The 23144-nt window shown below is 43.9% G+C and carries 16 protein-coding genes and 1 pseudogene; 7 read left to right on the forward strand and 10 right to left on the reverse strand.

Going from position 1 to position 23144, the window contains the following annotated elements; translation table 11 throughout:
- Positions 1–191 precede the first annotated feature (191 nt).
- Positions 192–1397, reverse strand: coding sequence for an MFS transporter (locus LJN55_RS11560; protein WP_227536296.1), 1206 nt, complete (start codon positions 1395–1397; stop codon positions 192–194).
- A gap of 205 nt (positions 1398–1602) precedes the next feature.
- Positions 1603–2718 carry a metallophosphoesterase gene (locus LJN55_RS11565; protein ID WP_227536297.1) on the reverse strand — a complete coding sequence of 372 codons (1116 nt, stop codon included), beginning with the start codon at positions 2716–2718 and terminating at the stop codon, positions 1603–1605.
- Between the two features lie 148 nt (positions 2719–2866).
- On the opposite strand from LJN55_RS11565, the gene LJN55_RS11570 reads away from it, so the two are divergent.
- From LJN55_RS11570 to LJN55_RS11595, 6 genes are all read left to right on the forward strand, one after another.
- Positions 2867–3400 carry a GrpB family protein gene (locus tag LJN55_RS11570; RefSeq protein WP_227536298.1) on the forward strand — a complete coding sequence of 178 codons (534 nt, stop codon included), beginning with the start codon at positions 2867–2869 and terminating at the stop codon, positions 3398–3400.
- Between the two features lie 268 nt (positions 3401–3668).
- On the forward strand, positions 3669–5042 hold the full coding sequence (locus tag LJN55_RS11575; RefSeq protein ID WP_227536382.1) for a site-specific integrase: 1374 nt from the start codon (positions 3669–3671) through the stop codon (positions 5040–5042).
- The gene (locus tag LJN55_RS11580; protein ID WP_227536299.1) at positions 5039–6601 is read left to right on the forward strand and encodes a site-specific integrase; all 1563 of its coding nucleotides are present in this window, start codon (positions 5039–5041) and stop codon (positions 6599–6601) included. The genes LJN55_RS11575 and LJN55_RS11580 overlap by 4 nt, the downstream gene beginning before the upstream one ends.
- Positions 6585–8951 (forward strand): hypothetical protein, encoded by a 2367-nt coding sequence (locus tag LJN55_RS11585; protein WP_227536300.1) that lies wholly within the window; start codon positions 6585–6587, stop codon positions 8949–8951. Before LJN55_RS11580 ends, LJN55_RS11585 begins: the two co-directional genes overlap by 17 nt.
- Complete coding sequence (locus LJN55_RS11590) at positions 8951–9388, forward strand: hypothetical protein (protein WP_182320694.1); 438 nt, start codon at positions 8951–8953, stop codon at positions 9386–9388. The genes LJN55_RS11585 and LJN55_RS11590 overlap by 1 nt, the downstream gene beginning before the upstream one ends.
- Before the next feature lie 695 nt (positions 9389–10083).
- On the forward strand, positions 10084–10236 hold the full coding sequence (locus LJN55_RS11595; protein ID WP_227536301.1) for a hypothetical protein: 153 nt from the start codon (positions 10084–10086) through the stop codon (positions 10234–10236).
- A gap of 65 nt (positions 10237–10301) precedes the next feature.
- Here the strand turns inward: LJN55_RS11595 and LJN55_RS11600 are convergent, their stop codons facing one another.
- The 6 genes from LJN55_RS11600 to LJN55_RS11625 all read right to left on the reverse strand — a co-directional run bounded on the left by LJN55_RS11600 (position 10302) and on the right by LJN55_RS11625 (position 18747).
- Entirely contained in the window at positions 10302–11921 is a 1620-nt protein-coding gene (locus LJN55_RS11600) for a UvrD-helicase domain-containing protein (protein WP_227536302.1), read from the reverse strand.
- Positions 11921–13618, reverse strand: a complete 1698-nt coding sequence (locus tag LJN55_RS11605; protein WP_227536303.1) for an ATP-dependent nuclease — start codon at positions 13616–13618, stop codon at positions 11921–11923. The genes LJN55_RS11600 and LJN55_RS11605 overlap by 1 nt, the downstream gene beginning before the upstream one ends.
- 95 nt (positions 13619–13713) lie before the next feature.
- On the reverse strand, positions 13714–14934 hold the full coding sequence (locus LJN55_RS11610) for a phosphorylase family protein (protein ID WP_227536304.1): 1221 nt from the start codon (positions 14932–14934) through the stop codon (positions 13714–13716).
- Positions 14895–15365, reverse strand: a complete 471-nt coding sequence (locus LJN55_RS11615) for a hypothetical protein (RefSeq protein ID WP_227536305.1) — start codon at positions 15363–15365, stop codon at positions 14895–14897. The genes LJN55_RS11610 and LJN55_RS11615 overlap by 40 nt, the downstream gene beginning before the upstream one ends.
- Positions 15349–18207, reverse strand: a complete 2859-nt coding sequence (locus tag LJN55_RS11620) for a hypothetical protein (protein ID WP_227536306.1) — start codon at positions 18205–18207, stop codon at positions 15349–15351. The genes LJN55_RS11615 and LJN55_RS11620 overlap by 17 nt, the downstream gene beginning before the upstream one ends.
- A gap of 87 nt (positions 18208–18294) precedes the next feature.
- Positions 18295–18747: a hypothetical protein gene (locus tag LJN55_RS11625; RefSeq protein WP_227536307.1), complete on the reverse strand. Its 453-nt coding sequence runs from the start codon at positions 18745–18747 to the stop codon at positions 18295–18297.
- Positions 18748–19787: 1040 nt separating this feature from the next.
- On the opposite strand from LJN55_RS11625, the gene LJN55_RS11630 reads away from it, so the two are divergent.
- The gene (locus tag LJN55_RS11630) at positions 19788–21074 is read left to right on the forward strand and encodes a methyl-accepting chemotaxis protein (RefSeq protein ID WP_227536308.1); all 1287 of its coding nucleotides are present in this window, start codon (positions 19788–19790) and stop codon (positions 21072–21074) included.
- Between the two features lie 168 nt (positions 21075–21242).
- On the opposite strand, the gene LJN55_RS11635 is transcribed toward LJN55_RS11630, so the two are convergent.
- Both LJN55_RS11635 and LJN55_RS11640 read right to left on the reverse strand, forming a co-directional pair.
- Positions 21243–21671, reverse strand: a complete 429-nt coding sequence (locus LJN55_RS11635; RefSeq protein WP_227536309.1) for a hypothetical protein — start codon at positions 21669–21671, stop codon at positions 21243–21245.
- A 65-nt stretch (positions 21672–21736) separates the two neighbouring features.
- Positions 21737–23129: pseudogene (locus LJN55_RS11640) on the reverse strand (M24 family metallopeptidase).
- Between the last annotated feature and the right edge of the window lie 15 nt (positions 23130–23144).

Genomic DNA, 23144 nt, shown 5'->3' on the forward strand with positions numbered 1-23144 from the left:
TCCCCAGAAATATTGATTAAGATGTTGAAAGGGTTCAACCCTCGCCAGCACTCCCTGGCAGGGCGCGAGATCATAATCAGAGCCCATCAAAGCTTCTTTGATCTAAAGAGGGTGAAACTCACTATTTATATTCTTATATGCTGCTGGGTATCTCAGCCAGTGAAATAGGTGCGTATAAAATAGATTGAGACTCAGGCCATCGTTCTTTTCATCGCCAACCGATGCCCATGGCGGAAGAACAACAACCCGGCTGCGGAGAAGCCTATCAGAGCAATAAACATGACCGGTGGAGGGGTATAGCTGAGTAAGAATCCACACAGTACGGGGTTAACGGCACCGCCGATATTGCTCAGATTTTGTACACCGTAGTAACTGCCTTTCATATTATCGGGCGCGATGAAATCGATGAACATATATTCCACGGGGATCACAATCAGCTCGCCGAAACTGAAAATCACCATCGCTATCATCCAGAGCAGTATCGAAGGCCCCGCGAGCATAAAGCCGGCCAGGCCGAGGATAAAGAATAACGTGCCGAAAAATAACCATCTCAGCAGGTTGTCCTGTTTCATGCGGCTGCTCATCACGTACTGAAAGGCAATAACAATCACCGCGTTGGTGATCATAATGGCGCCAATCACTTTATAGGCGTAAGCGGCATCCGCGATAATAATCAGGTATTGCGACAGATATCCGGTGAACTGACCAAAAACAATCGCACCGAAGGTGCTGCCCAGCGTGAAATAGATCAGGCAGCGATCACGCATCAAGATGGATAAAGTCTGGCGTAAGTCGGGTTTTTCCAGTGGTTTCAGCTCAACATCGTTACGCGCAGGGCTGTTGGGGATATTGCGTAATCCCACCATCAGCGCAATAACCGTGACCAGCGCCAGAGTGCCCGAAATCATAAACGGTAGCGTTGGGTCAAACCCCGCCAGCCAGACACCTAATGAAGAGCCAACGGCCCAGCCCACATTGATCAGCGTGTAGTTCATCGAGAATGCTTTGACACGTTTCTCGACGGGAAGCCACGCGGCAATGCAGGCTTTGATGGTGATGCTCAGTAGCGCATAGGATGCGTTGAGCAGGGCGATTACCACGACCACACTGCCGACCTCTGGCAGTAGCGGAAGCAAGAAAAAACTGAGGGCGAACAAACTGATAGAGACACCAATTAACAAGCGGTGGCTGAATTTATCGACCAGGTAGCCACCGTAGAGACTGCTGAAAATACCGATAGCAAGGCTTGCTCCCATAATGATGCCGACACTTTTGGGCAGCAGATTATAGTGCTCGGTGAGGTAAATAGTCAGAAAGGGCAGCGTGACCCCACGGCCAATTGTCAGCACCAGTGAGCCAGCAAGCAGGGCAAGAATAATTGGCGGCATTCCTTTCATTTATTACATTCATCCATCAATTTATTAACAACCAGACCCGTTACTCTACTCTGTTATCAGGCATTTTTTGTATCGTAAAACCATAATGTTTCAAGGTGTTAACTGGAGAAAAAACTATAGAAATATCTTATTCCAGTGGGGAATACTGCGCTGACGTCAGGCGTTCCCGCTCTCCCTTTTTCAGGGTATGAGCGGGGTGCTGGTTTTACTTCTTACGCGTCAAGGTGATGCGGGTCAGTTCCGATGGGCGTCCTACTCTTACCGCCATACCTGGCCAGAGCCCGGTACCGTTATTCACGTACAGTTGCATGCCATCCACATCATAACGGCCTGAAACAAAACCATTATTGGGTTTGGCAAACAGCCGATCGAATCCCCAGATTAAGCCACCGTGCGTATGGCCTGAAAGCTGGATATCGACGCCCTGTGTGGCATTTTCACGCGCATTTTTGGGCTGATGATCGAGTAACACAATCGGTGCGTTTTCCGGTGCGCCTGCTAACGCTTTGGTGAGATCCGGGCCATCGGCACCTCGCGCGGTGGCTGATGCATCGGTCAGGCCGGCGATCACCAGTTTTGCCTCTCCGCGTGCGATCACCTTGTGGCGGTTGAGCAGGGGATCTAACCCTAAGGAAGCCAGATGCTCCGTCCACGCCTGTTGTTCGAAGAAGTATTCGTGGTTGCCGGTGATGGTCAGTACGCCATCCGGGGCATGCAAACCGCGCAGCGGTTCGACATCGTTACGGCGGTTTTCCAGCGTGCCATCAATAACATCACCGGTGATGACGATCAGGTCCACATTCAGCGACATTGCCTGTTTCACCATGGACGCCGTCCAGCTGGCATTGAAAAGCCGGGTGATGTGCAAATCGGTGAGCTGGAGCAGTTGATAACCTTCAAATGCCTGCGGCAAATTGGCGACCTCAAGAGTGACATCTTTCAGCGCGGGAACGCGGGTGGCCTGTTGAACGCCATACGTAGCCAGACCCATGGCAAACAGTGCAGCCAGGTAACGAATGCCAGGCGCAATCTCAAGCGGGTGCCTGACAATCAGTGAAATCAGTGCGACCACATCAATCACCAACTGCGTGAGCGCGAGGAACAGCACCGCACTGAACGCCCAGTTAAAGAGAATAATCACCATGCGCGGCATTTCAGGCGCAAAAATGCTGCCAGAGGTGAACCGGCTAACCAACAGATACTGAGAAGCCAGCAGCACCAGCAGCGATAACAGGATTTTTAGAGCAATGGGCATGGAAAGCGGGATAAGAAAACGGGCGATAACATACCAACTCGGTATGCTGAAGATCAGGTGAAACATGGAAATATTCCCTTTAAAAGTGGTGCACGATAATGCAAAGATGAAATGAAAAGCATCGGTCACTGAACAATCTGAAAAGTTGTAGCATAGATCCCGTATTAATCTAAGTGCTAAGGTCATTACACAGAGCAAAAGGAGGAGGGTACTCATGCGGACCGTGACTGTGACCGCTTACGACAAGCGGTGGCCCGATCTATTCGAGGCAGAAAGCGCGCTATTACTGGCCACCCTGGGCAATATTATTTTCCGCATTCACCACATTGGCAGCACGTCAGTACCCGAGCTGGCAGCAAAACCCGTCATAGACATATTGTTAGAGGTGAATGGGCTGATAGAACTGGATAACGCCAATGCTGCAATGAAGCTCAATGGCTACACAGCCCGTGGTGAAAATGGCATCCCCAATCGTCGATATTTCACTAAAGGTGGCGATCAACGCAGTCATCAGGTTCATGCTTTTGCTGTAGGCGACAGCCAAATCATAAAGCATCTGGCGTTCCGGGATTATCTGATCAACAACAAGGACGCAGCAGAAAAGTATGCCGAAATAAAACGTGCTGCGGTGCTGGCAAGTGGCAACGATGTTCATCGTTACAGTGCTTTCAAGACGGCGTTTATTGAACACCATCTTCGGTTGGCACTTACTGGCGCTGAGTGTTCAGCCAGTCACACCAAGCCTTAGCTGTGAATTTCATCAGTGGAGAGAGAGCTTCAGACGCCATCAGTGAACAGCAGAGGATGAACCGCGGATAAACATCAGATTCAATGTACCGCTACGTTGGTGCGCATAATGTATATTATGTTAAATCTTGTTTAATGGACACTTAGTTCATGAATGCTCCATGGTTACCTAGAATCATGAAGTTACAGTAACCCTCACCTTTCTCTTGCTTGATGTTATGTTTAAGAGTTATTTTCTTCATATCCATACTTTTAATGAGGGATTTATGGTGTTTGTAGTCACTCAACTCAATGTTGTGCCGCACCAGAGACTGTGGGTGTTGGTCGATTCAGAAACAAGCTTGCCACTCTTGTTTCCACTTAGATTTCTTATAGATCGCCTGTTTTTGCGTTCTGCGTCCACTCAGGCAACTGCACTCCAGTCGCTAAAGTTTTTCTATGATTTTTGGTTTAAGAAATATGGAGTAACTTTCTGCTTCAGTTTTCACCAGTCGGGACACAACCCTCTGATTGCTATCGAAGAACTTGAATCCTTTTTTCATTATTTGGAATTTGGAAACTCTAATGTTCCTAAACTCAGGATCGTAAACCATCATAAACCCGCGACTCACAGTTGTACGAATGTAAGGCATGTGCATGCGGTCATTCGTTTTATCACATATATGATTAATACTTATATTTCGCCACGGTATATGGATGAGTCTCCCAAGGAATTGTCTCGTCTTTCCTCTCGATTAACAAATCGAGTGTCGATGCTCCGGGATGAGTTTCAAACTGGTAAGATAAAGAACTCTCACAAACAATTCCGTAGTTTAACGGCTGAGATGGTTAGAGTTTTTTACGAGGTTATCCGACCGAGTTCAAGCTCCCGAATAAACCAGCTTAACCCCTTCCCTATCGGTGAAATTCAGTTTCGTAATTATTTGATTTGTAGGCTTCTTCTAAATTATGGTTTGCGTGTTAGTGAAGTTCTACTTCTGGAGATAAATTCAATTAAAACAAATATTCGCGGAGATCAATTCAGTATTATTGTGTCTTCTGTCGAAGATGATGTAATGGATCCTAGAAAACGTTTACCAGCGTTAAAGAACACTTGGGCAAGTCGTGTTTTAGCACTTGAACGGCATGATTATCAGCATTTGATTGTTTATATGAATAAAATACGACATAAAGTCAAACATGATTTTTTATTTACTTCCACTAAAAATAAATTCTCCCCACTATCCTATCACTCTGTATATAGTCTATTTACTAGAATAGATAAAATTTTAGATGATAAATATTCAAAATACAAAAGAGCAGACTATTTCGATTCTGTTGATAACATCACCCCTCATATCACTCGTCACACATGGGCTTACCAGACATTGCAACGAATATACTGTGAGAAATATCATAAAATTAAACATGATTCACGGCTTTCTGGAGTTGATTTCTCAATTGCTGGTTTAATGAGTGAAGCAAAGGATGAACTACGGATTCTAGGAGGGTGGAGCCACGACAGTAATATGCCAGATCTTTACGCACGTCGTTTTCTGTCAGAACGAGCGAATTTAGCCAACATCAACAGAATTATCATGGATATGTCAGAAGATAATGTTTTTGAGATTACAGATCAGATATTTACGGAGATAAATACATGAACAATAATCAGTTGGAAATTGGTGGGCCTGAGCATGGTCTTTATGACGTTAAACAAATTGAGAAAATAAATAAACTTAAAATTCCATTTGAAATATATCTAAAATCGGCTGATGCCTTTGATGATAAGCATATAGTGTCAAAAGATAATGACTGGATTTTTAACTACTCTGGTTGCCGCTTGCACATTCACTTAAAAAAAGATAAAAACAGCAACGGATTACTTAAGTACATATTGTATCATTATGCTTCAACTAGATCTCCAGCATCATTATATCGAGTATATCAGGCATGGTCAGATGTTATTGACCACTGTAATAATCAGCAAATTTTTAACTTTCAGGTCATAAAAAATTATCTTGAATGTAATAGCATTCATTCCACATATTTCTTCTTCATTATTTTTGGCCTAAAGGTGCTCTGCTTCGAAGAATTCCCCGGTTTCACCCTCGACAATTACGAAGAACTCGAATTCATCCCTCGTCCGCATTCTAATTGCTGGGGTATCTATCAAGAAATTGACAATGTCCTGGATCCACTTGAGAAAAGCATGATCAGTAAGGGCCTATTCGAAATGGGTTCTAACATACGCAAGGGTAGGCTTTACCAGCTAAAAGTTCTGCGTGATGCTGCCGTCCTTGGATTAACCTATGTCACTGGCGCTCGTCCAGTACAGCTTGCCAAACTGGCAGTAAGGGATTTCCGTATTGATACTCGCAGTCTTGATACCGGGCTAATTCGCTATAGCATTCTTCTGCCCTACGCAAAGCAGCGTCGTATAACCACTGAAAAGTTGTTTTTGGCGATCCCACCGGAAATCGGGGGACTTATTCTGCATTATATCGAACGTACTGAAATGGATCCATGCGACAAACTATTTGAGATGGGCTACTCCGCACCTGAATTTGTTTCAAATGCTATCAACCGCGCCATACTTAACTTTAGTCCGCCAGATTATCAGGCAGCAATCATTCGCGGAGAGGCTGCCGAATCCATAATTACACCCACTGATTTACGGCACAACGTTGGTCACTCTCTGGCCATGCAAGGTGTAAGCGCTGAGGAAATAGCCCATATACTTGGACATTCCTCATTGGTGGCCGCAAAGCATTATATTTTAGCTACACCAGCGCTGGCATTGATTAGAGCCAAAGCGCTCGGGGTTAATCCTGTCTGGCAAAATATGGTTGCCATGATGCTGACAGGACAACTGACCTCCGCTCAAGAGTGGCAAGGTTACCGAGTGGCAGGAGTGGTTGGCGACCAATTGCATTATGATATAGGCGGCTGTTCCAGAACTGATTGTGAGTGCCCTTTCTGTGAAGTACGCTGCTGCTATGGCTGCTTATATTACCGCCCTTTTACTGACGGCGACCATCAGGCAGTTATGGATAGTGTAATCAAAGAAGTCGATGAATTAATAGTTATTTCAGATAGTGTTGGTAACGCGAGAAACCCTCTCATTTCCATTCATGAAATAACACAATTTGAAATCCAGTCTGTTATTTCCCGCTGCCGTTTTCATAAGAAAAAAGAGGCAAAAGATGAAAAAGAATTTTGAGCAATTTCAAACATTCATTACCGAACAAAAAACCTGGTTTGAACAACATCTGGCAGCTGACTTTTCCCCGTCATGGGATGATTATGTGTGGCCATGTGGTGCTAAAGGCAGCGGTTGGTTACGAGGTAACGGCAAAGGCTCGTTACGGTTTGATGAAATAAGTCACTTTAAAGGTATTACAGGGATGCTAACAATTGATGATGCCTATATAGAGTTTATGAAGTCCATGCTGGTACTTGTATACCGAGGAAGGAACCGCACCATATCTCCGGCTGTAGCAACAGCAACAATGATGATTTTGAAACGCTGTTACCACGCGTTGGTGGAGATCACAGGGCAAACCCACCCGGTGTACTTAACCACAGACGTTATTCGTCGTGCAATGGATGTTCTCAGTGCCTCGTCAACACCGAATGATTCAAATACGGCCAATTATAAAGGCCGCTGTGTCAGCCTTCAAAAACTGATCAATCATCAGGCGTTTACTTTAGTGAGTTTGCAATACGTTTCAGATATCCAATATACCAATCACACGAATTTGACTCGTAAGGCTCGGGAAACCATTTCCTTAAAACACCAGGATAAATTGGATGATACGACCACGAATGGTGAGGACTCATTGATTACTATTCGTGGTTTCTTGAATATTGTCACTTTAATCTATCGAGTGGAAAGTATTGCAGAGAAGATCGCTCTGAATTGTTTGTTGTTACTCGTTATCACCGGCTTTCGTTCTGTTGAAGCATTTAACCTCCGGCAGGATGCGTTAGTCAAACGTCATATTGATGATTCAGTAGCAAGTAAACGACTTAAGGATAAGGGACTACCAGATTATTTCCTCGGCATACGCTATGTTGGTGTTAAAGGAGCAGGAGAGCGTACACACTGGGTTGAACCGTTGGCTATACCACTCGTTGAGAGCATTTTCAGCGCTGTCAAAAAGCTAACCGCACCGATGCGGAATCATCTGATCTTTTTGCGGGGAAAAGCATTCAGCGATTACCTGCCAATTGGCATCAGCAACCAGCCCTGCGAATTAGTCGAATTGGATAATGTAGTTGAGCATATCGTCCAAACCTCATCAAATAATCGTGGCCGCGCTGGACGGCGCGATAAGGCTACCAAGGCGTTGACAAAGCGCAACATTCTACCTGTCAAAGAAATTCCGGGACCGAGAAACACCAAATCCATTTATTATTTTAAAGCAGACCTAAGCGGATACCTCAAAACTGAATTCGGAGGGGACGATACTCGTTCCCCCTGCACTCACGCCTGGGCCGAAGGCGGAAAAAATCATACGATCAACTATGAAGACTTGCTATTCATACACGCCAAGGGTTCGTTGGCATTGAGGCGTACTCTGTCATTAATGGCTGTTCCTGTACCGTTTGATAACCGGTTGATCAATACATTTCTAGGTAATTATGATCCTGCTGGGTCGGTGTTCAGTAAATACAAATTGCTTGAAGATGATGGTATCCCCACGCAGATGCGTACCCACATTCCCCGACATAATATCAATACCTTCCTCGCTATTGCGGAAGTTTCCGACCACTTACAGGCAATGCTAATGGGACGCGTGGATATTACCCAAAATCGTCATTACCAACATCTGGCACTTGCTGAGCGTAGAAAGTCGGCGTCGCTGAGTGGTTACCGATCAACATCCAAGGCACTAGTCTCTGGGCCTGATGCGTCTTCAGCTTTGACGCCGCTGGATATCGTTAAACACACCGGACATATGGTGGTCACCGATAGCTTGGCGCTTGATAACAACATAAAAGCCAATCTGCACACCTTTGATGATCGCAGTGATGTGGCTGGGTATATCGAGGCGTCTTTTTCTGACGGCTTATTTGAGGATATTGCCGCAGCCTTTGCAGAAATCAGCAACAATGAAGATCCAGAACAAGCAGTCGCAATGGTGGAAAGACATGCAGTGCTATATCCACTGAAATTCGGCTCTTGTATGAGAGCAGTTGACCTTTGGGGATGCCCCTACCGGCTGAAATGCCAGAGCATGATCTGTTGCGAACATTTCACCCTGACTGGCCGCATCGATGAATTTCCCAATATCTTTGCAAAAAAGCAGGCGCTCCTGCAATCGCGCTCAAAATTAACTCAGATCGGAAGCAGCCAGCCTGGTTACGAATCGAAACTGGCTAACATTGAGCAAAGTTTGCAATATCTGGACACGATTCAGTCGCAATGGCAGAGTCATGCCGAAGTACAGCGGCTGGTATCTGTGGATGACGTACTGTCCGGTGAGATAAAAGTCACAGGAGAAATCAGGACATTGGCACACCTTTTTGCTTTAGAACACAAAAAACTGAAACAGGAGAGCTTCTGATGCGTGGAAAAGAACTGGACACACGGATTGAACACGAGCTTCAGTTGATGCTAGTTGAAGGTTTTGACAAGTCCCCTATTTCCGCAAAAGCCTTGCATACCCGTCTTAAGGAAAAGGGTATCCTCAACGGAGGTTTAAGCACGTTGAGCAGTCTGGATCGGAAGCGACTGATTGCTGCCTATGTTGATCAGCAGCTCAATCCGTTAAATTTGATGCCAAAAGAAAAACAACAATACATAAATCGTAAAACCCGGCAAGCACTACTGACCCGGAATAAACAACTCCAATTGGAAATTTTTGATTTGCGCCAGCAATTAGCGCTGAATACATTATCACTAATTGAAATAGTCAAAGCGGTAAAAATTAACACTACATTCCCAATAGAAAGTCTCCTCGCACCTCATGTTCTCAGAGAGTTAGTGAATTCAAATAAATGAGGTGGTTAGATATTTTACAGCGTTATCTGTTGAAATGAATTTGTTTAGGTTAGATCATGAGAGGATGATAATCCTTTCGCCTGCTTCAGGAAATTAACACTGAATCGTCTTGCATCAACAAAAGAGCATCGAAAGAAGGATGGGAAATTTTGACAATTTGTGCCTCCAGGACATGAATACGCCTGGCGGCTGCCAGGCGTATAGAGACTTATGGATGCTGGTAACATCATAAGAACGTATTGCTTGCATCTGTTCACGACAAAAATGTTACCACACGAAGTTACGGCTTTGCACGCCATACATTGCGTGCCGTGACATACAATGTGGATCGTTGAAATTAGTCATGGCTAATCAATCGTCCTGCGTCAACATAGTACTTTATTCTTTGATTTTTTTGATGATATTGTCACAACAAAACAATAGGTTATCATATTTTTCGTGCTTGCTGCTCTTGGGTTAGAAGTTGATATCACTTATGAAAAAATCAACTTTAGCAATGCTTCGCGAGCTTTTCTGACTCAGAAAAATGTTGATGCCAGACGATTGCACAGGACAGATGCTTGGATTTGTTGATGCAAGGCGATTTTTAACCGTTATTTGCGATTATTGGGCATCTTGATATTTGCCAATCCAGGCAGATAAACGTATATTTATAAGCCATAACTGCCCTATTCCTTCAGCTAACGGTGAACAAAATGTCAGCTCAAGAAGAAAAAGTTCGACATCAAAAAAACTATCAACAGGAAGTTGAAGCTATACGAAGCGGCAAAATTCCGGGACGAGTGATGGTGAAACCACCTGCTGGTATTGTTCAATGTAAAAATGCTCGTAAGATTAATTTTTTTTAAAATTACCGTTTATAAATACCCTTTCATTAGTATCGTCATCTAATGCCTGGCAAGCGAAAATAGTATTAAAGTTCATTATATAACCCTCCGAGTCCCGGTCTGGAAAGAAACTGGGAAGCCCTTCCTGGTTTTATATCCCCTCGACTATTGAAGCGCCGCGTCGAATGCACCAGAACGACCGCTTTTCGTGCTCGGGAAACCCCAACATAATGGAGATTGAGACACTGCTGTTCGTTCTGATAGACAACATCCCAGCTGCCTTCTATGAATTCTCGAGCGGGTAACACCCAGTCATACAGATCCAGATGCAGGACGACGTCGAACTCAAGTCCTTTAGATTTGTGCAGCGTCATGATTTGCACTTCATCCTCCCGGACGCGTAAGTAATTGTTTCTAACACGTGGAACCGTAAGCACATCAGTAATGCCGGTTATGTGTACATCGTTAAGTTCCTTGCCTGTAAAAGCAAAAATTGCTCTGTTGATCGCATCCAGAAGGCCAGCATCCGTCGCAGAACGCACCTGTCGGATGAGCTTACGAGCCAGAAGAACATCGGCCCGTTTAGTCACAGGACTAAGATACTCATCCAGAAGCGGCTGAGCCAAGGTTTTATCGCTGTATCTATATTGCAGCAATTTTTTTATTAATCCTGATACCACGTCTCCGGCCTTGCTCAGAGCATCATCGATATATGCCCTGGATGGGACTGCCAGACTGTCTGAAATCAGCTCAGCACACTTATTACTCCGGACCAGGATGGCAATGCCCATATTGTGCTCTATTGACAAATGTTGTTTAAGACCGGCGATTTGCGCATCAATCCAAGTAGCGATATCTGTCTGATCCCCTGTTATTCTTTTGTGATATACCCGGATACTGTCGCTCTCAAGCAGCACGCAGTCAGGATCCCTTAGCCGGTTAGCATAGTTAATTACCGAGGGATGACATCGGTGATTAAGGGTGATTTGTTTATGACTGAAATCAGGATCGCGGATGAAATCCTTTAGGGCGTCAGCACTGCGATGGGCGTAAAGATAGATGGACTGGTCGATATCCCCGACTACGGTGAGTTTAATTTCCAGTGTCGAGATGCGCCGGAAAAACTCGTGGGCGAAGAATCCGGTATCTTGGTATTCATCGACAAAAATGCTCGTGTATCTGGCGGTTAAATAACGCCGACACGCGATAGCTTCATTCATTATGTATAAAGCCATTAGAGGAACCGTTTCGAGAACAATGAGTCCCCGTTCGTAAAGTTGTTCCAGAGAGGACATCCCAGATTTTGTCTGATTTTTCGGGAAATTACCAGGGACTAGATATGGAGCAAGCATCTCTTTTTCATCTAGTGATAGCTCGTCAGCTTTAATAATATCTGGCTGGACTGAAGGACTGCGCCAAACGTGCTTAACAAACGGCAGTACTATTTCTTTAAGCAGAAACTTATCTGTTGTGCCGAAGAAGCTGGCTTTAATATCCCTGTTTATGATGGCGCAACGGGCCTTGAGTTCATCACTGGATTTATTCGTGTATGACAAAGACACCACTCCCTGATGCTCCACACAGCCATTCAGCGCCTGGATGATTTTGTATGTCAGGATAGTTGTTTTACCGCTACCTGGACATGCGGTAATGACAAGATTCCCTGTAAACTCGACAGCATCCTGTTGTTCAGCCGTCAGTCTCATTACTCACCTCTTACCAGTTTTTGTACTGCGAAAAGCGGACGAGCAATATCTTTGTTAACAAGCTCGGTTAGAAAATGGCTTTTCTGCTTCAGTAATGCGCGCATTCTGGTGGCCTTCTTTTCCCGAAGAAAGTTAGCAGCGCCCTTAATGTCGTCTGCACCTGAGAAATCCATTAGATGCTCAGTAAAGTCATGGGCGAGATCGCCTTCTAGGTCAGTAACTGACAGAAAAACCCCCTGTTTATTTATTTGAGGAGTAACCCTTCCCCAGGCATTGAAGAGATCACTGGATGTTATTTTGTTGGCGACGTGCCCTTCTTTATGCAGGCCACACAGAGTAAGAGCTCGGTTGATTCCCGCATAGCTCCATTCCTGTCTGTACGGCACTCTTGCCACATCATTATCCGTACGAGCAACCCAACCAATGTGCAGGGCCATTAAGATTTTCTTGTAAACTTCAAACTGAACGCCGTCAACGGAAAGAATGCTTATATTTAGGAGATCAAGGTCGATATTTAGGGCTTTTGCCAACTCAGTATAAAAGATGACCTCTGAAGGCCCTTCTACCAAAAACACAGCGCTGGCAAAAAAGGCTTCCGCAGGAATGATGCTCATGCGATAACCCATTTCATCCCAAGCGGTACTGATACAGTCAGAACAACCTTTACTTGCTGCCGTCGTGGCTCCTTTACTTGAACACAGTCTAATAACTGAATCAGGCCTGAAGTTAACGGCTATCTGAGGGGAATGTGAAGTAATGATTGACTGACCGGGTAAATTTGCTGTCAGGTATGATGCCAGTTTTCTTTGCTGATGAGGAAAAAGATGAGCCTCTGGTTCCTCAATGCAATAGATGACAACCTCACTATTGACATCATGTTCCCGAACACTCTTGGCTTTCCACAATGCAAGTAATATCTGGTTATTGAAGCCGTCACCGCCAAGCATGAGTTTTTTACCGTTGCTGCTAGCACTGAGCTCCAGTTTTTCAATGAACTGGTCCACTCCTATCGCACCAGTATCCAGCTGCACCTTTAGTCGCTCATGGTTGTACGAAAGCTTACGCAATTCGGTGTTGAGCTCGGTGGTGGCAGAAGCCACATAACTGATTCCCCTTACCTTTTCATTTACTTCAGCCAGTAGTGTATTTAGGACGAGAAACGCTTCATTGTCTTGCTGACTTTCCTCCTCAGTTCGGACATCTTGAGCCAGCCTTAGCAGATGTTTTTTTTCCAACCGAATATACTTTTCGAGGTCACGTTGGGAGTTGATATATTTGAGGCTGAGATATTTTAAATAAAATCGATTGGGAACTTCTTCGTAGCTTAATCCGTCATGGCTAAGGCTAATGCTGTAATCCATTTCAGACTGATAGGCGTGATATTTTATATAGAGTTCTTCTTCCTCACTGATATATCCTCCAAGCCTTGAAATAACAGCATCTTCCCGAACCTCTGAAAAGTAAATGACAATTTCCAGTTCTTTGGACTGATTACCTGCTTCATCTATGTGAAAGTCGTTACTTCTTGGCTCTAGATCCAATTCAGACAGACTTTTATCCAGCAGGAGGCGGATTGCGTAAAGAAGATTAGTTTTTCCGATATCGTTGGCACCAATAATCAAAGTTGATTCTTTGAGGTTTATTTCAGCCATATGATAATTTCTAAACCCATTTATATATACCGTTTTTATTAACATAACCTCTTTCCATATAAATGACTTTAATACTGTGAATATTCATCTTTTGCATGCGACGCGAGTGAATTTGTCGAGTCAGGAGCAAAATGTTAATTTTATTGCTTCCATATGTCAGCAGTTCCTGCACGGATCGCTGCTACAATAAATTTGGCAGATAGCACGCAACCAATTCGATGGAACGAGTCTCCTTTATTTTCATCTCCATCGTCGACAACCGTTTTAGCAGCAAAAAAAGCTGTACGTTTAAGGGCATGCCTTGCGGCTTCGTAGACTGAGTAAATTTCCATGTCAAAACCTGTCAGTTTTCTCTGTCCAACCGCCAAGGTGGAGGTTTTTCCTTCTTCCGCAATGACCGCACTTCCACTGCTAGTGATTGCATCAGATACAATCTTGCAATTTATACGTTCTTTGCCATTCGGTACTTCCGACCGGGCCGGATCTAGAGCATCTTGCAAATTTGCGCCAGCCGGACCCGAAGCAACCTCAACTAATTTATTGTAAACGTCGACATCTAATTGCACATCGTAGTGTTCAGATTTGAAGCCTGTCGAACTCCACTTCCCAGCATCATGTTGATGACAACTTTTGGTAACTAATAAATCATAAATTTGAGACTCTCCAACTACTCCGCCACAGATACCACTCATGCATATCAGACGCGGCTCAAATCGGTCTAAAGCGAACGCAGCTGCAACTGCTGAAGCAACTAGGCCCATGCGATTTGATCGAACAATAACAGTCTTGTTTTCACCTATTTGAACTTCTCGGCACACTAGACCAGAGATGGTACTTATAGGCCCCCAAGTATCTGTTAGACCCTCGAATGCATTAGCCTCTTTATCCAATGCACATAAGATAACAACATCGAATTTTTTCGCAGGCTGAGCTGCCATAAGTTTGATTTTAAGTGCATCTCGCCACTTGCCATGATCATTGAAAGATATAACATTGATGTCAACCAGATTCAGGTCGTACACAAAATCCCCATCGCTGAGGCTGTGTTGAGTTAAAACAATAGCTGGAGTTTTGAAAGACTTACTACGATAATCTCGAGTGGTTTCAACCAACGTTGTAGAATGGTCTTCAATAGTACTGTCTCTAGCTGAACGAGGCACCAACAGATCAAGAAGAATCAAATCGAATTTAACATCGGCTACAGCGCGGGAGTAGTCTAGCCAATTTTTCTCACGCTGAATCCTCGCATCAGGTACGATTTCAATGACATGCTGACGAATTTGCTCAAATTTTACATCCTCGTCTTCCAGCACTAAAATGTTCATAACCGCTCCAAAATATAAATTATTTCTTCTTTCCATTGGTTGTCATTCTCAATATATCGGACACAACCGGCTACTTCGATCTCAAATTTATCGAATATTTCATTTTTGGCTAGATCAACAGGAATTGGTATACCCTCGATCTCGATATCTGGATATTGAGTAAGAATAATACAGTGTGTTTTATTTTGGGTGTAGTCAATCTCGAATAATACATCCAATCCACCCGATGACAGGGGAAATGGGGAACCTGCACCAGCTTCAGGTTCATGACTATGTATAGACATGTCAATGATTGCTAAGTTGAATTCATGCAATGCTAACAATGCTGTCGCAGAGGATAGTGCGTGACATTCGCATGTTTCAATTCTTTCCTTAAATATCAACTTGAGATGCGAGCGGATTCCTTCCATCTTGAATTGATCATCTTCTACGATCAGGCATTTTATCTTCTCAATGTTCCAGAGCATAAGAAAGCCTCACTTGAACTTCATTACCTACGACTTCGTACTGATCTAATTCGAAGTCTTTCCGATTACTGGCTAAAAGCAGTAGTTTTGATATTCCACTTTTCTTGTCATATAAATTTGCATCTTGGAAACCTGCTCTCTTTCGCGTCTCTATATATTCTGATACTTCAGCAGGGATATCTGTTGTTTTGATTGAAGAGGAAATTTCAATGATTAAGTGTTTTTCCTTACCGGGCACTATTTCAAACTTTCGCTTTAGTGGGAGGTTACGGTCCGCATATTTAGCAGCATTGCCAACCACTATTGCAAGGGAGTCGTAAATAAGATGATAGAAATTACCGACAAGCTCAATATCTTCTTTACTATTGTCAGCATTCTGGGGGTCGAAATCTGGAATTGTATCTTTAACTTCTGCAACTGTCGCAGCAAATAGCAATGAGACGGATGCTTTAGGTGCAACTATTGATGGACGCTTAAACCATCCAAGCATAGTTGAAAGCTTCCTGTCAATAGATATTTCTAATTCCCGCCGGAAAACATCAGCGAGTCTAGTGCTGACAGCAGCAGCAGCTGGTACTAATTCTTCATCGAGAAACTTCAAATTTTTCAATGGCACCTGCTGTGCTTTCAAATAGCGAATCACTGCAACTAAATCTAATTCTGCGAGTCGCCAGCTATAATCTATAATTGTTGGACAAATATCTGCGGTTGAAGTCGTTTCTATATAGTTGTTACTTATGTTAGACACAGCGGCCGACAACACCTCCTGTTTGCTCGGGCTATAAACCTCCGGGGTCAATAGCCCCAAAGGTTTTGCCTTCGAATAAACATGCAAGCGCTCCGCAATGATCTCCTCAACTGCATTGTTATAAATATCCTTCCAAGAGTCCCATTTAGAAACGAATTGATGATTTGTAAACAACGAATTAAATTTACTGGATTCCTCTATTTGATTAATTACACTTGAATACATATGCCCATGAAATGTACCGTGGCGGATTCGGCGACCAATGTAAGACGCAATACCAAAAACTGCGTTTGAGCAAAATGCGCTATAACTCTGAGTCATTACCATTGAAAGTACGGTTTCGTCGCAGGTTACAGATACACCTTTCTTTCCAGATCCTGTTGAAGTCAATGCGCTATTTAACTCAATCATCATCTCATCTTCTACCCAGGAGGTGAAACGCATGGGATCCACATAAATCCTATGATCATCAATCTCATTTCGAACTCTGTTGATTTGGTGATCGATCCTTACAGCACGAGCACGTTGTAGAAAGTACTCATCTTTCGTATATTTAGCCATCCATTCATGCAGTGATGCCCGAATCTCGGGGATATCTGCACGATGTGGCGCAAGTTTAGTTAGTTTGGCTAAAAAGTCTTCAGTCGCAATTTCATATATATATTCTGCTATGTATGGATGAGACATTTCATAAGCTTTTACAAGCTCGACCAGCGAACCACCATGAAGTTTGAAAGTAATATCTTCTAATAGTTTTCTCAAATGAAAGCTATCAAGTTCATTTTTACTACGCTTGGCTAGCAGTAATAATAAAATCAACTTTACTAATTCTTCCTTTGCAAGTTTTGCCGCGGTACGTACAGAATTGATAGGAATCGTTCGGGCTAAGTCGCGCGTCAGCCCCATAAGGGTGAATAAATCTTCTTTATCGAAACCGACCTGCCCCTCTGACTCAGTCAACCAGTAGTTAAATAGCGCCGATCTTGTTACATCTCCCGCAATTTCCAACTTTGCTAAAGCAGGATAGTCATGGTTGGTGAACTGCCCACCACATACGAGATCTCGTAGAGTAATTTTTCCAACCCAAGTCCGTAGTGATTGTTCAAGCTCGTTAGGTAATTTGATCGCTTGTTCACGTGATGAGTCATAATAGCTATCGATCAGCATTCTATATTTTCGAATCGGCTCATATTCCAACCATGCACTGGATTGTTTAAAGAAAGTGTACTCACCTTCACTATTAGAAGCATCATAAGTTTTTACTAGATGTTCGAAGAGTTCTGGACGCCCGAGATTGTTAGCTATTTCCGAAATAGTTGGGAAATGGTTCATTTGGAATAAATGACTATTGAATTTCGCTAAAATTATGGCATCAATTAGTGAGCACTTTAAGACTTCCTTAAGAAAACTCCCCAAATCTTGGCTTGAAGATGCAGTAGGTTGAATGCTTAGTTTTGATAGCGTTCGGGTAAAGCGGTTTATGGCTCCACGATCAGTTATATTTAGCACTGATCTTTTACTCATCAAAATACTCTGATCTCGTGTAAAAGTGTGGATTAGCGATGAGACCACTATGCCTTTAATACCAGCCTGAAGAACGAGTTTTTCAATGCGTTCGTTGAAGCAATCTTCCCTACTGTTTTCACGGATAAGAATGATACGTCTTAAAATGGCGTGACTCCACCCATCCTCCTCCAGGACATTATCGATAACATCCAAACAAGTATTTAAGTGTTGAGAAGAATATAATTCATCAATTTTTTGCAGGGAATTAGCCAACCTTTTTAGTCTATCTTTGTGCTTATGTGCGCTGATTTCTATGCTCTTGAGTATCTCAATCAAGCCTGCTTCACGATGCACTTGAAGAGTATCAATAAAGGGTGGTTTTTTGGGGAAGAGTATTGGGGTTCTTATTGCTTTAGATAAGAACGAACTATTCAAAATATCATCAAGGGTTTCAGATTGGGCTTTTCCAAACTTGGCGCTTAGTTTGGCTATCTTATTGATTGCATTGCCTTCTTTGTTGCTGAGTATTGCTCTAATTTGGTTTCTTGTTTTTATGTCGAATCGTTTAAGTTTTTCATCTCTGCGCATTATTGATCCCTGACAAGCATAAATTGGTGTGTAATGATGTTTTCTTCATTGAGTGGTCAACAGAAAAAGTAAGTTTACCACTCAACTTTATTTAAAGATAAATATAATTAAAGGAATTAGTGAGATCACCATCCCAATATATGCCAAGACATAAAATGAAACCCGAAAACATTTTCCATAAGTCCACATGGAAAAAAAACCATTATTTAACTGAATATTATTATTTTCTATTGTAAATATTTTAATCTCATAAATATTTATATTTCCCTCTAGCTTTATCAATGCCAACTCTGAGTTTTTAATCAGAAAGGATATTCTGTCATCTAACTTATAAAATATAAATGTGATAAAGGTAATAAAAATTCCGAGCGCAGAGGTAAAGTAAATAAACGTTCCTCCAAGTTGCAAGCAAATACCGCTTCCTGTACCAAGTAGTCCGATAACAGCAATGTAAAAATTAAACACTGTCATTCTTTGTTGAGAATGTAGCTCAAAGTACTTCCATGCATGCTCGAAAGCTAATGTGTGTTCTTCCTTCATTTATCCCTACTTGATAATTAAATGTTAAATCAGATTAAATCGACCTCAATAGCATCGAAGGTTTTTATTAAAAGCGCACAGAAGGTGGTGTTGATATCAGCACAAAGTTCAAAATGGCCAAATCGCCATTATCAGATAAGACGATCCTCAGATCTTTGGCAAGTTTAGTTATTAATTCGTCCTTACCCGACTGATACGATACCCCTCAGGTAAACCTAGCCAGCCTTGACAACGCTACCGCCCTCAGAGATATCAGTTGTGATTAAGCATTGATGTATCTAAATGTTACCAGAAATCATGAATTATTCAAGAAAACAATCAGATAAGCCCTAAACCTTGATGTACTTGGTTATGCGATTACGGCGAGAAATGGTTCACGAACTGAAGCAGAATAAGCTGTCAGGAAATGCTTATAAGAGGCACATTTCCTGTTAGTTCATGAAGTTATCTGGAAGTGAATTCGTCTTTTTTATCAAAAATATTCATTTAAAGCAGAGGTATATGGAATCTGTGATTTATGAACTTGGTTCTCGCTCAACATAAGTTAAATTGAATACCAGGAGGCACTCCCGCTGGTTGCAACCGGCTCGCCTTCTTTTCCTGACTGAATCTACATCTACTCATCTCTCCGTGCCAACGGTACACCAATGTGTCGCTACGTGAAAAGTTGGGGATAACTCCCCTTCTCTTTTCGTAGAATTCGCGTAGCGACGCCAACTTTGCAATGCCATGCAATTATTTTCATTTTTCCCTGAACCTTTCCACGCATTTGCCGATACCCGTTAAGGACACCAGTTACGTGCCCGTCACCATACTTGTTAGAACACCAGGAATGCACAGACTATCATCCCGGCAAGCACCCCCTTGGGTGTAAAGAGATACCATCTTTCGTGACTGACTGATGACCAAGTGTCCCGCCTGGAAAAAACATTCAGCCCACTATGGGCTTGCCGAGAAGAATTCAGTTGCGATGGTTATGCCACAAACCGGCCTGCGCGTATCTGGTTCATCGAGATGTTGATAACTTCCTGAGGTGTTCTATGTTTGGTATGAAAAAATCGAGCTTTTCACTGCCCTCGTCCAAAAGTAACGGCATCACCCGGGACATCAATGCAATAAAACAGCATGTGGCATGGATTGAGTTTTCGCCTGATGGAGAGATTCTCAACGCCAATCAACAATTTCTCGATGTCACTGGTTACTCACTGAGTGAGATTCAGGGAAAACATCACCGGATTTTTTGCAAACCGGATTACTGCCGTTCAGCAAGCTACAGTGCCTTTTGGCAGACACTCGCAACAGGCGAATCGGTAACGGGTATCTTTGAGCGTTTCAGCAAACAGCATCAGCGCTTTTATCTCAGTGCCACCTATTTCCCGGTTACCGATGATAACGGCATTGTTTATAAAGTAATTAAGGTCGCCTCCGATATCACCGCCCGCCATCATGAGTTAGAGCAAAAAGAAGCGGTGATCACTGCGCTGGACCTGTCCATGGCGGTGATCGAATTCACGCCTGACGGTCAGATTCTTACGGCTAATAGCAACTTTCTTACCCATATGGGCTTTAACTTGTTTGATATTGTGGGCCAGCATCATCGCATCTTTTGCTATGAAAGTTTTTATCGTGAAAACCCCGATTTCTGGAAAAAAATTGGCAAAGGTCAGCACTTTGTTGGGCGCTTTGAACGTAAAACGGCCAGCGGTGAGCGCATTTGGTTAGAAGCCAGTTACAATCCCGTCTATGACGCTGATGGCCATGTTTGTAAGGTGATTAAGATCGCATCTGATATCACAACCCGTGTCGAAGCCGCAAAACGGGTGGCCGATATCGCCGTTACCACCTCAGAAGAAACCTCGCAAATCACGCATAATGCCAATGAGGTGCTGGAAGAAACGGTGCGTAACTCCGGGCTGGTTGCTGTTCAGGTAAATGCCGCAACCGAGATTGGCGCAAAGCTCAATGCTTCGGCCAAAAGCATTACTGAAGTCGTTGATACAATTAACGTTATTGCCGCACAAACCAATATTCTGGCACTGAATGCCGCCATTGAGTCAGCGCGGGCTGGCGAAGCCGGACGCGGATTTAGTGTCGTCGCTGCGGAAGTCCGCCGACTGGCTGCATCGACCGCCAGCGCTACGCAAAAAATAACGTCCGTCGTAGAAGTGAATGCTGATTTGATCCAGCAGATGTATCAACAGTTGGATGCGGTAAAACAATTCGTGGTCACCGAACAGGATAAAATCAGCGACCTCTCGCGGAGCCTGAAGGAAATTAATCGCGGCGTGCACCAGTTTGTCAGCGTCATCCATCGTCTGGATGTGTAATCCACCCTGTTCAGTCGACGGGTTTAGATGGCGGTGAAAGAGCAATGATGAGCGAATACGGCAACAAGCTTATCTGGTCAGCAGCCCTGTGCTGCTGGCTTTGCACCACGTCCGGACCCGGCGGACATCAATGAAGAAGTGCCCCATCTCCCATGCTAAAATAGTATATTAATCGCATCTCTTAAGTTTAATCAGACCATTTTTCGTATGATCTTGCACAAAATCTGGACCATCAACCCAAACATATTTTTTCTTACTTTTATCAAAGAAACCATGCCATCTGAACACCCCTGAGCTGCCCTTAATGGTCATTTCAGCCACCGATTTCGTTGTGCTGAAACTATCCCACGCAAGGTTCATTCCACCCGTACCCAGATCCAGCGTTTTATCAAAATACACAGCAACCTGATTAGCGGAGATCTCTTTTGAATGGATTGAGATGATGATTTGATTTTCATTCACAATAAACGGTGTGGTGTTTTTACTTAACTGAATAGAAAAACCCTCGTCATCACAGGTCGTTCCCCATGTGCCGAGATGAGATTGTGCATAAGACGTAAATGACAGAAAAAATAAACCAGCAATTAAAATTTTCATTCATACTCTTCAAGATGCTTCAATAAAATGACGATGTTCTATGCCAAACAATAAATTCGGATCAGTTAGCGCTCCACAAACAGTGACTGATTCTTTGCCAGATAGAAAGGCCTCAGATAAGCCACGGTATTGGACAATGGCAGTATTTCCTCACTCAGGTTGATGCCAATTTCCTCACGCAGATAACGCCGTCTCGTCTCAATACGATTCCATAACGCCGGATAGTGTTTGCTGATCTCTGCCTGAAGCGTGATATCCGCAAGTACCACGCACTCTTCCGCGCTAACGCCTGTGTAACCCGCGACCGAAGGGATGATATCAATCTGCATGATCATGCCGCTTTTCAGCGGTTCATCCGACCCCTCATAGACCGGGGAAGACATCCATTCTTCATCTGAAACGAGGTGACCCGGATTCAGGTGCCAGCCATAGCGTTCTTTCGGTAATACACGTTCCACCAACTGGTAAAGCTCGTCGCCGGTCATGCCACAGTGAATATTTTCCAGCCAGGCGACAACCGCAGCGAAATACGGTTTAGCCATACGCTGCAACCACTCTTCCTGCCCGGCAGGCAATTCACTCTCATCGGCAATAACAAAACCGGTTCTGCTGGACAATCCGCCTTTAAAGCCAGTGGTCAATGATAACGGATCACCCTTCTGCACTTTCTTATAACTCGGGTATATATTGGCTTTATCGAAGCGGCTACCGGTGGCGGCAATGGATACCACCGTGTTGTCCTGGCCTTCCGCGGCCAGCAGTGCACCCAGATCAACTTCACGGACGCCAACCTCAATCGCATTGATGGCATCAAGAATACAGTTTGATGCGAGGTTAGCGCCGTATTCATAGTGAGCAATTTCGTTTGCATTACAGGTCGCACGCGCGCCCGACTTGCCGCTAATAAAAAGGTGAGCGGCATTCTCCAGCTCTGCACTGGCTTGTAGCGTGCGTCTGACCGCCTCAACAATAAAATACGGCAGATCAAAGAACGTTTTGCCGTTCCCGGCCGCCGGAGTGAACATCTTCCAGCCCACCAGCCCTACCTTACTTTTATTGTTAAGCCCGGCGTCGGTGAAGATACTTTCCAGCGGCGCTTCGTTATCCATTGGCTGATTTGGCAGAGAGAAGTACGGGCTGTGTGCCAGCGTGACCGGCACGCGTGAAAAGCGCGCGCTTCAGGTTTTCATTGCCCAGCACCAGCGTACATTTGCCACTGGTTTCCAGAATCAGCAGGCCTTCTTCAAAACGCGGAATAAATCCCGTCAGATAGGCGAAGTTAGCGCCATGCTCTTTGTCTGCGTAAATCACAAGAGCATCGAAGCCTTCGTTCTTCATCCCATCCAGGATTTTTGCTTTTCGCGCCAGAATCGTGTCATCTGTCAGGAGAACAGGCTCAACCTGGGTAAATTTCACCGGGGCGACGGTCGCTCCTAACGTAATTTTTGTGGAAACCATAATGTACTCCCTCAG

The organism is Erwinia rhapontici (assembly GCF_020683125.1).
In the GTDB taxonomy this organism is placed as follows: domain Bacteria; phylum Pseudomonadota; class Gammaproteobacteria; order Enterobacterales; family Enterobacteriaceae; genus Erwinia; species Erwinia rhapontici.

Coding starts and splice junctions, on each gene's coding strand:
- LJN55_RS11560 (WP_227536296.1), bottom strand. CDS start 1,397: ATGAAAGGAATGCCGCCAATTATTCTTGCCCTGCTTGCTGGCTCACTG.
- LJN55_RS11565 (WP_227536297.1), bottom strand. CDS start 2,718: ATGTTTCACCTGATCTTCAGCATACCGAGTTGGTATGTTATCGCCCGT.
- LJN55_RS11570 (WP_227536298.1), top strand. CDS start 2,867: ATGCGGACCGTGACTGTGACCGCTTACGACAAGCGGTGGCCCGATCTA.
- LJN55_RS11580 (WP_227536299.1), top strand. CDS start 5,039: ATGAACAATAATCAGTTGGAAATTGGTGGGCCTGAGCATGGTCTTTAT.
- LJN55_RS11585 (WP_227536300.1), top strand. CDS start 6,585: ATGAAAAAGAATTTTGAGCAATTTCAAACATTCATTACCGAACAAAAA.
- LJN55_RS11590 (WP_182320694.1), top strand. CDS start 8,951: ATGCGTGGAAAAGAACTGGACACACGGATTGAACACGAGCTTCAGTTG.
- LJN55_RS11595 (WP_227536301.1), top strand. CDS start 10,084: ATGTCAGCTCAAGAAGAAAAAGTTCGACATCAAAAAAACTATCAACAG.
- LJN55_RS11600 (WP_227536302.1), bottom strand. CDS start 11,921: ATGAGACTGACGGCTGAACAACAGGATGCTGTCGAGTTTACAGGGAAT.
- LJN55_RS11605 (WP_227536303.1), bottom strand. CDS start 13,618: ATGTTAATAAAAACGGTATATATAAATGGGTTTAGAAATTATCATATG.
- LJN55_RS11610 (WP_227536304.1), bottom strand. CDS start 14,934: ATGGAAAGAAGAAATAATTTATATTTTGGAGCGGTTATGAACATTTTA.
- LJN55_RS11615 (WP_227536305.1), bottom strand. CDS start 15,365: ATGCTCTGGAACATTGAGAAGATAAAATGCCTGATCGTAGAAGATGAT.
- LJN55_RS11620 (WP_227536306.1), bottom strand. CDS start 18,207: ATGCGCAGAGATGAAAAACTTAAACGATTCGACATAAAAACAAGAAAC.
- LJN55_RS11625 (WP_227536307.1), bottom strand. CDS start 18,747: ATGAAGGAAGAACACACATTAGCTTTCGAGCATGCATGGAAGTACTTT.
- LJN55_RS11630 (WP_227536308.1), top strand. CDS start 19,788: ATGTTTGGTATGAAAAAATCGAGCTTTTCACTGCCCTCGTCCAAAAGT.
- LJN55_RS11635 (WP_227536309.1), bottom strand. CDS start 21,671: ATGAAAATTTTAATTGCTGGTTTATTTTTTCTGTCATTTACGTCTTAT.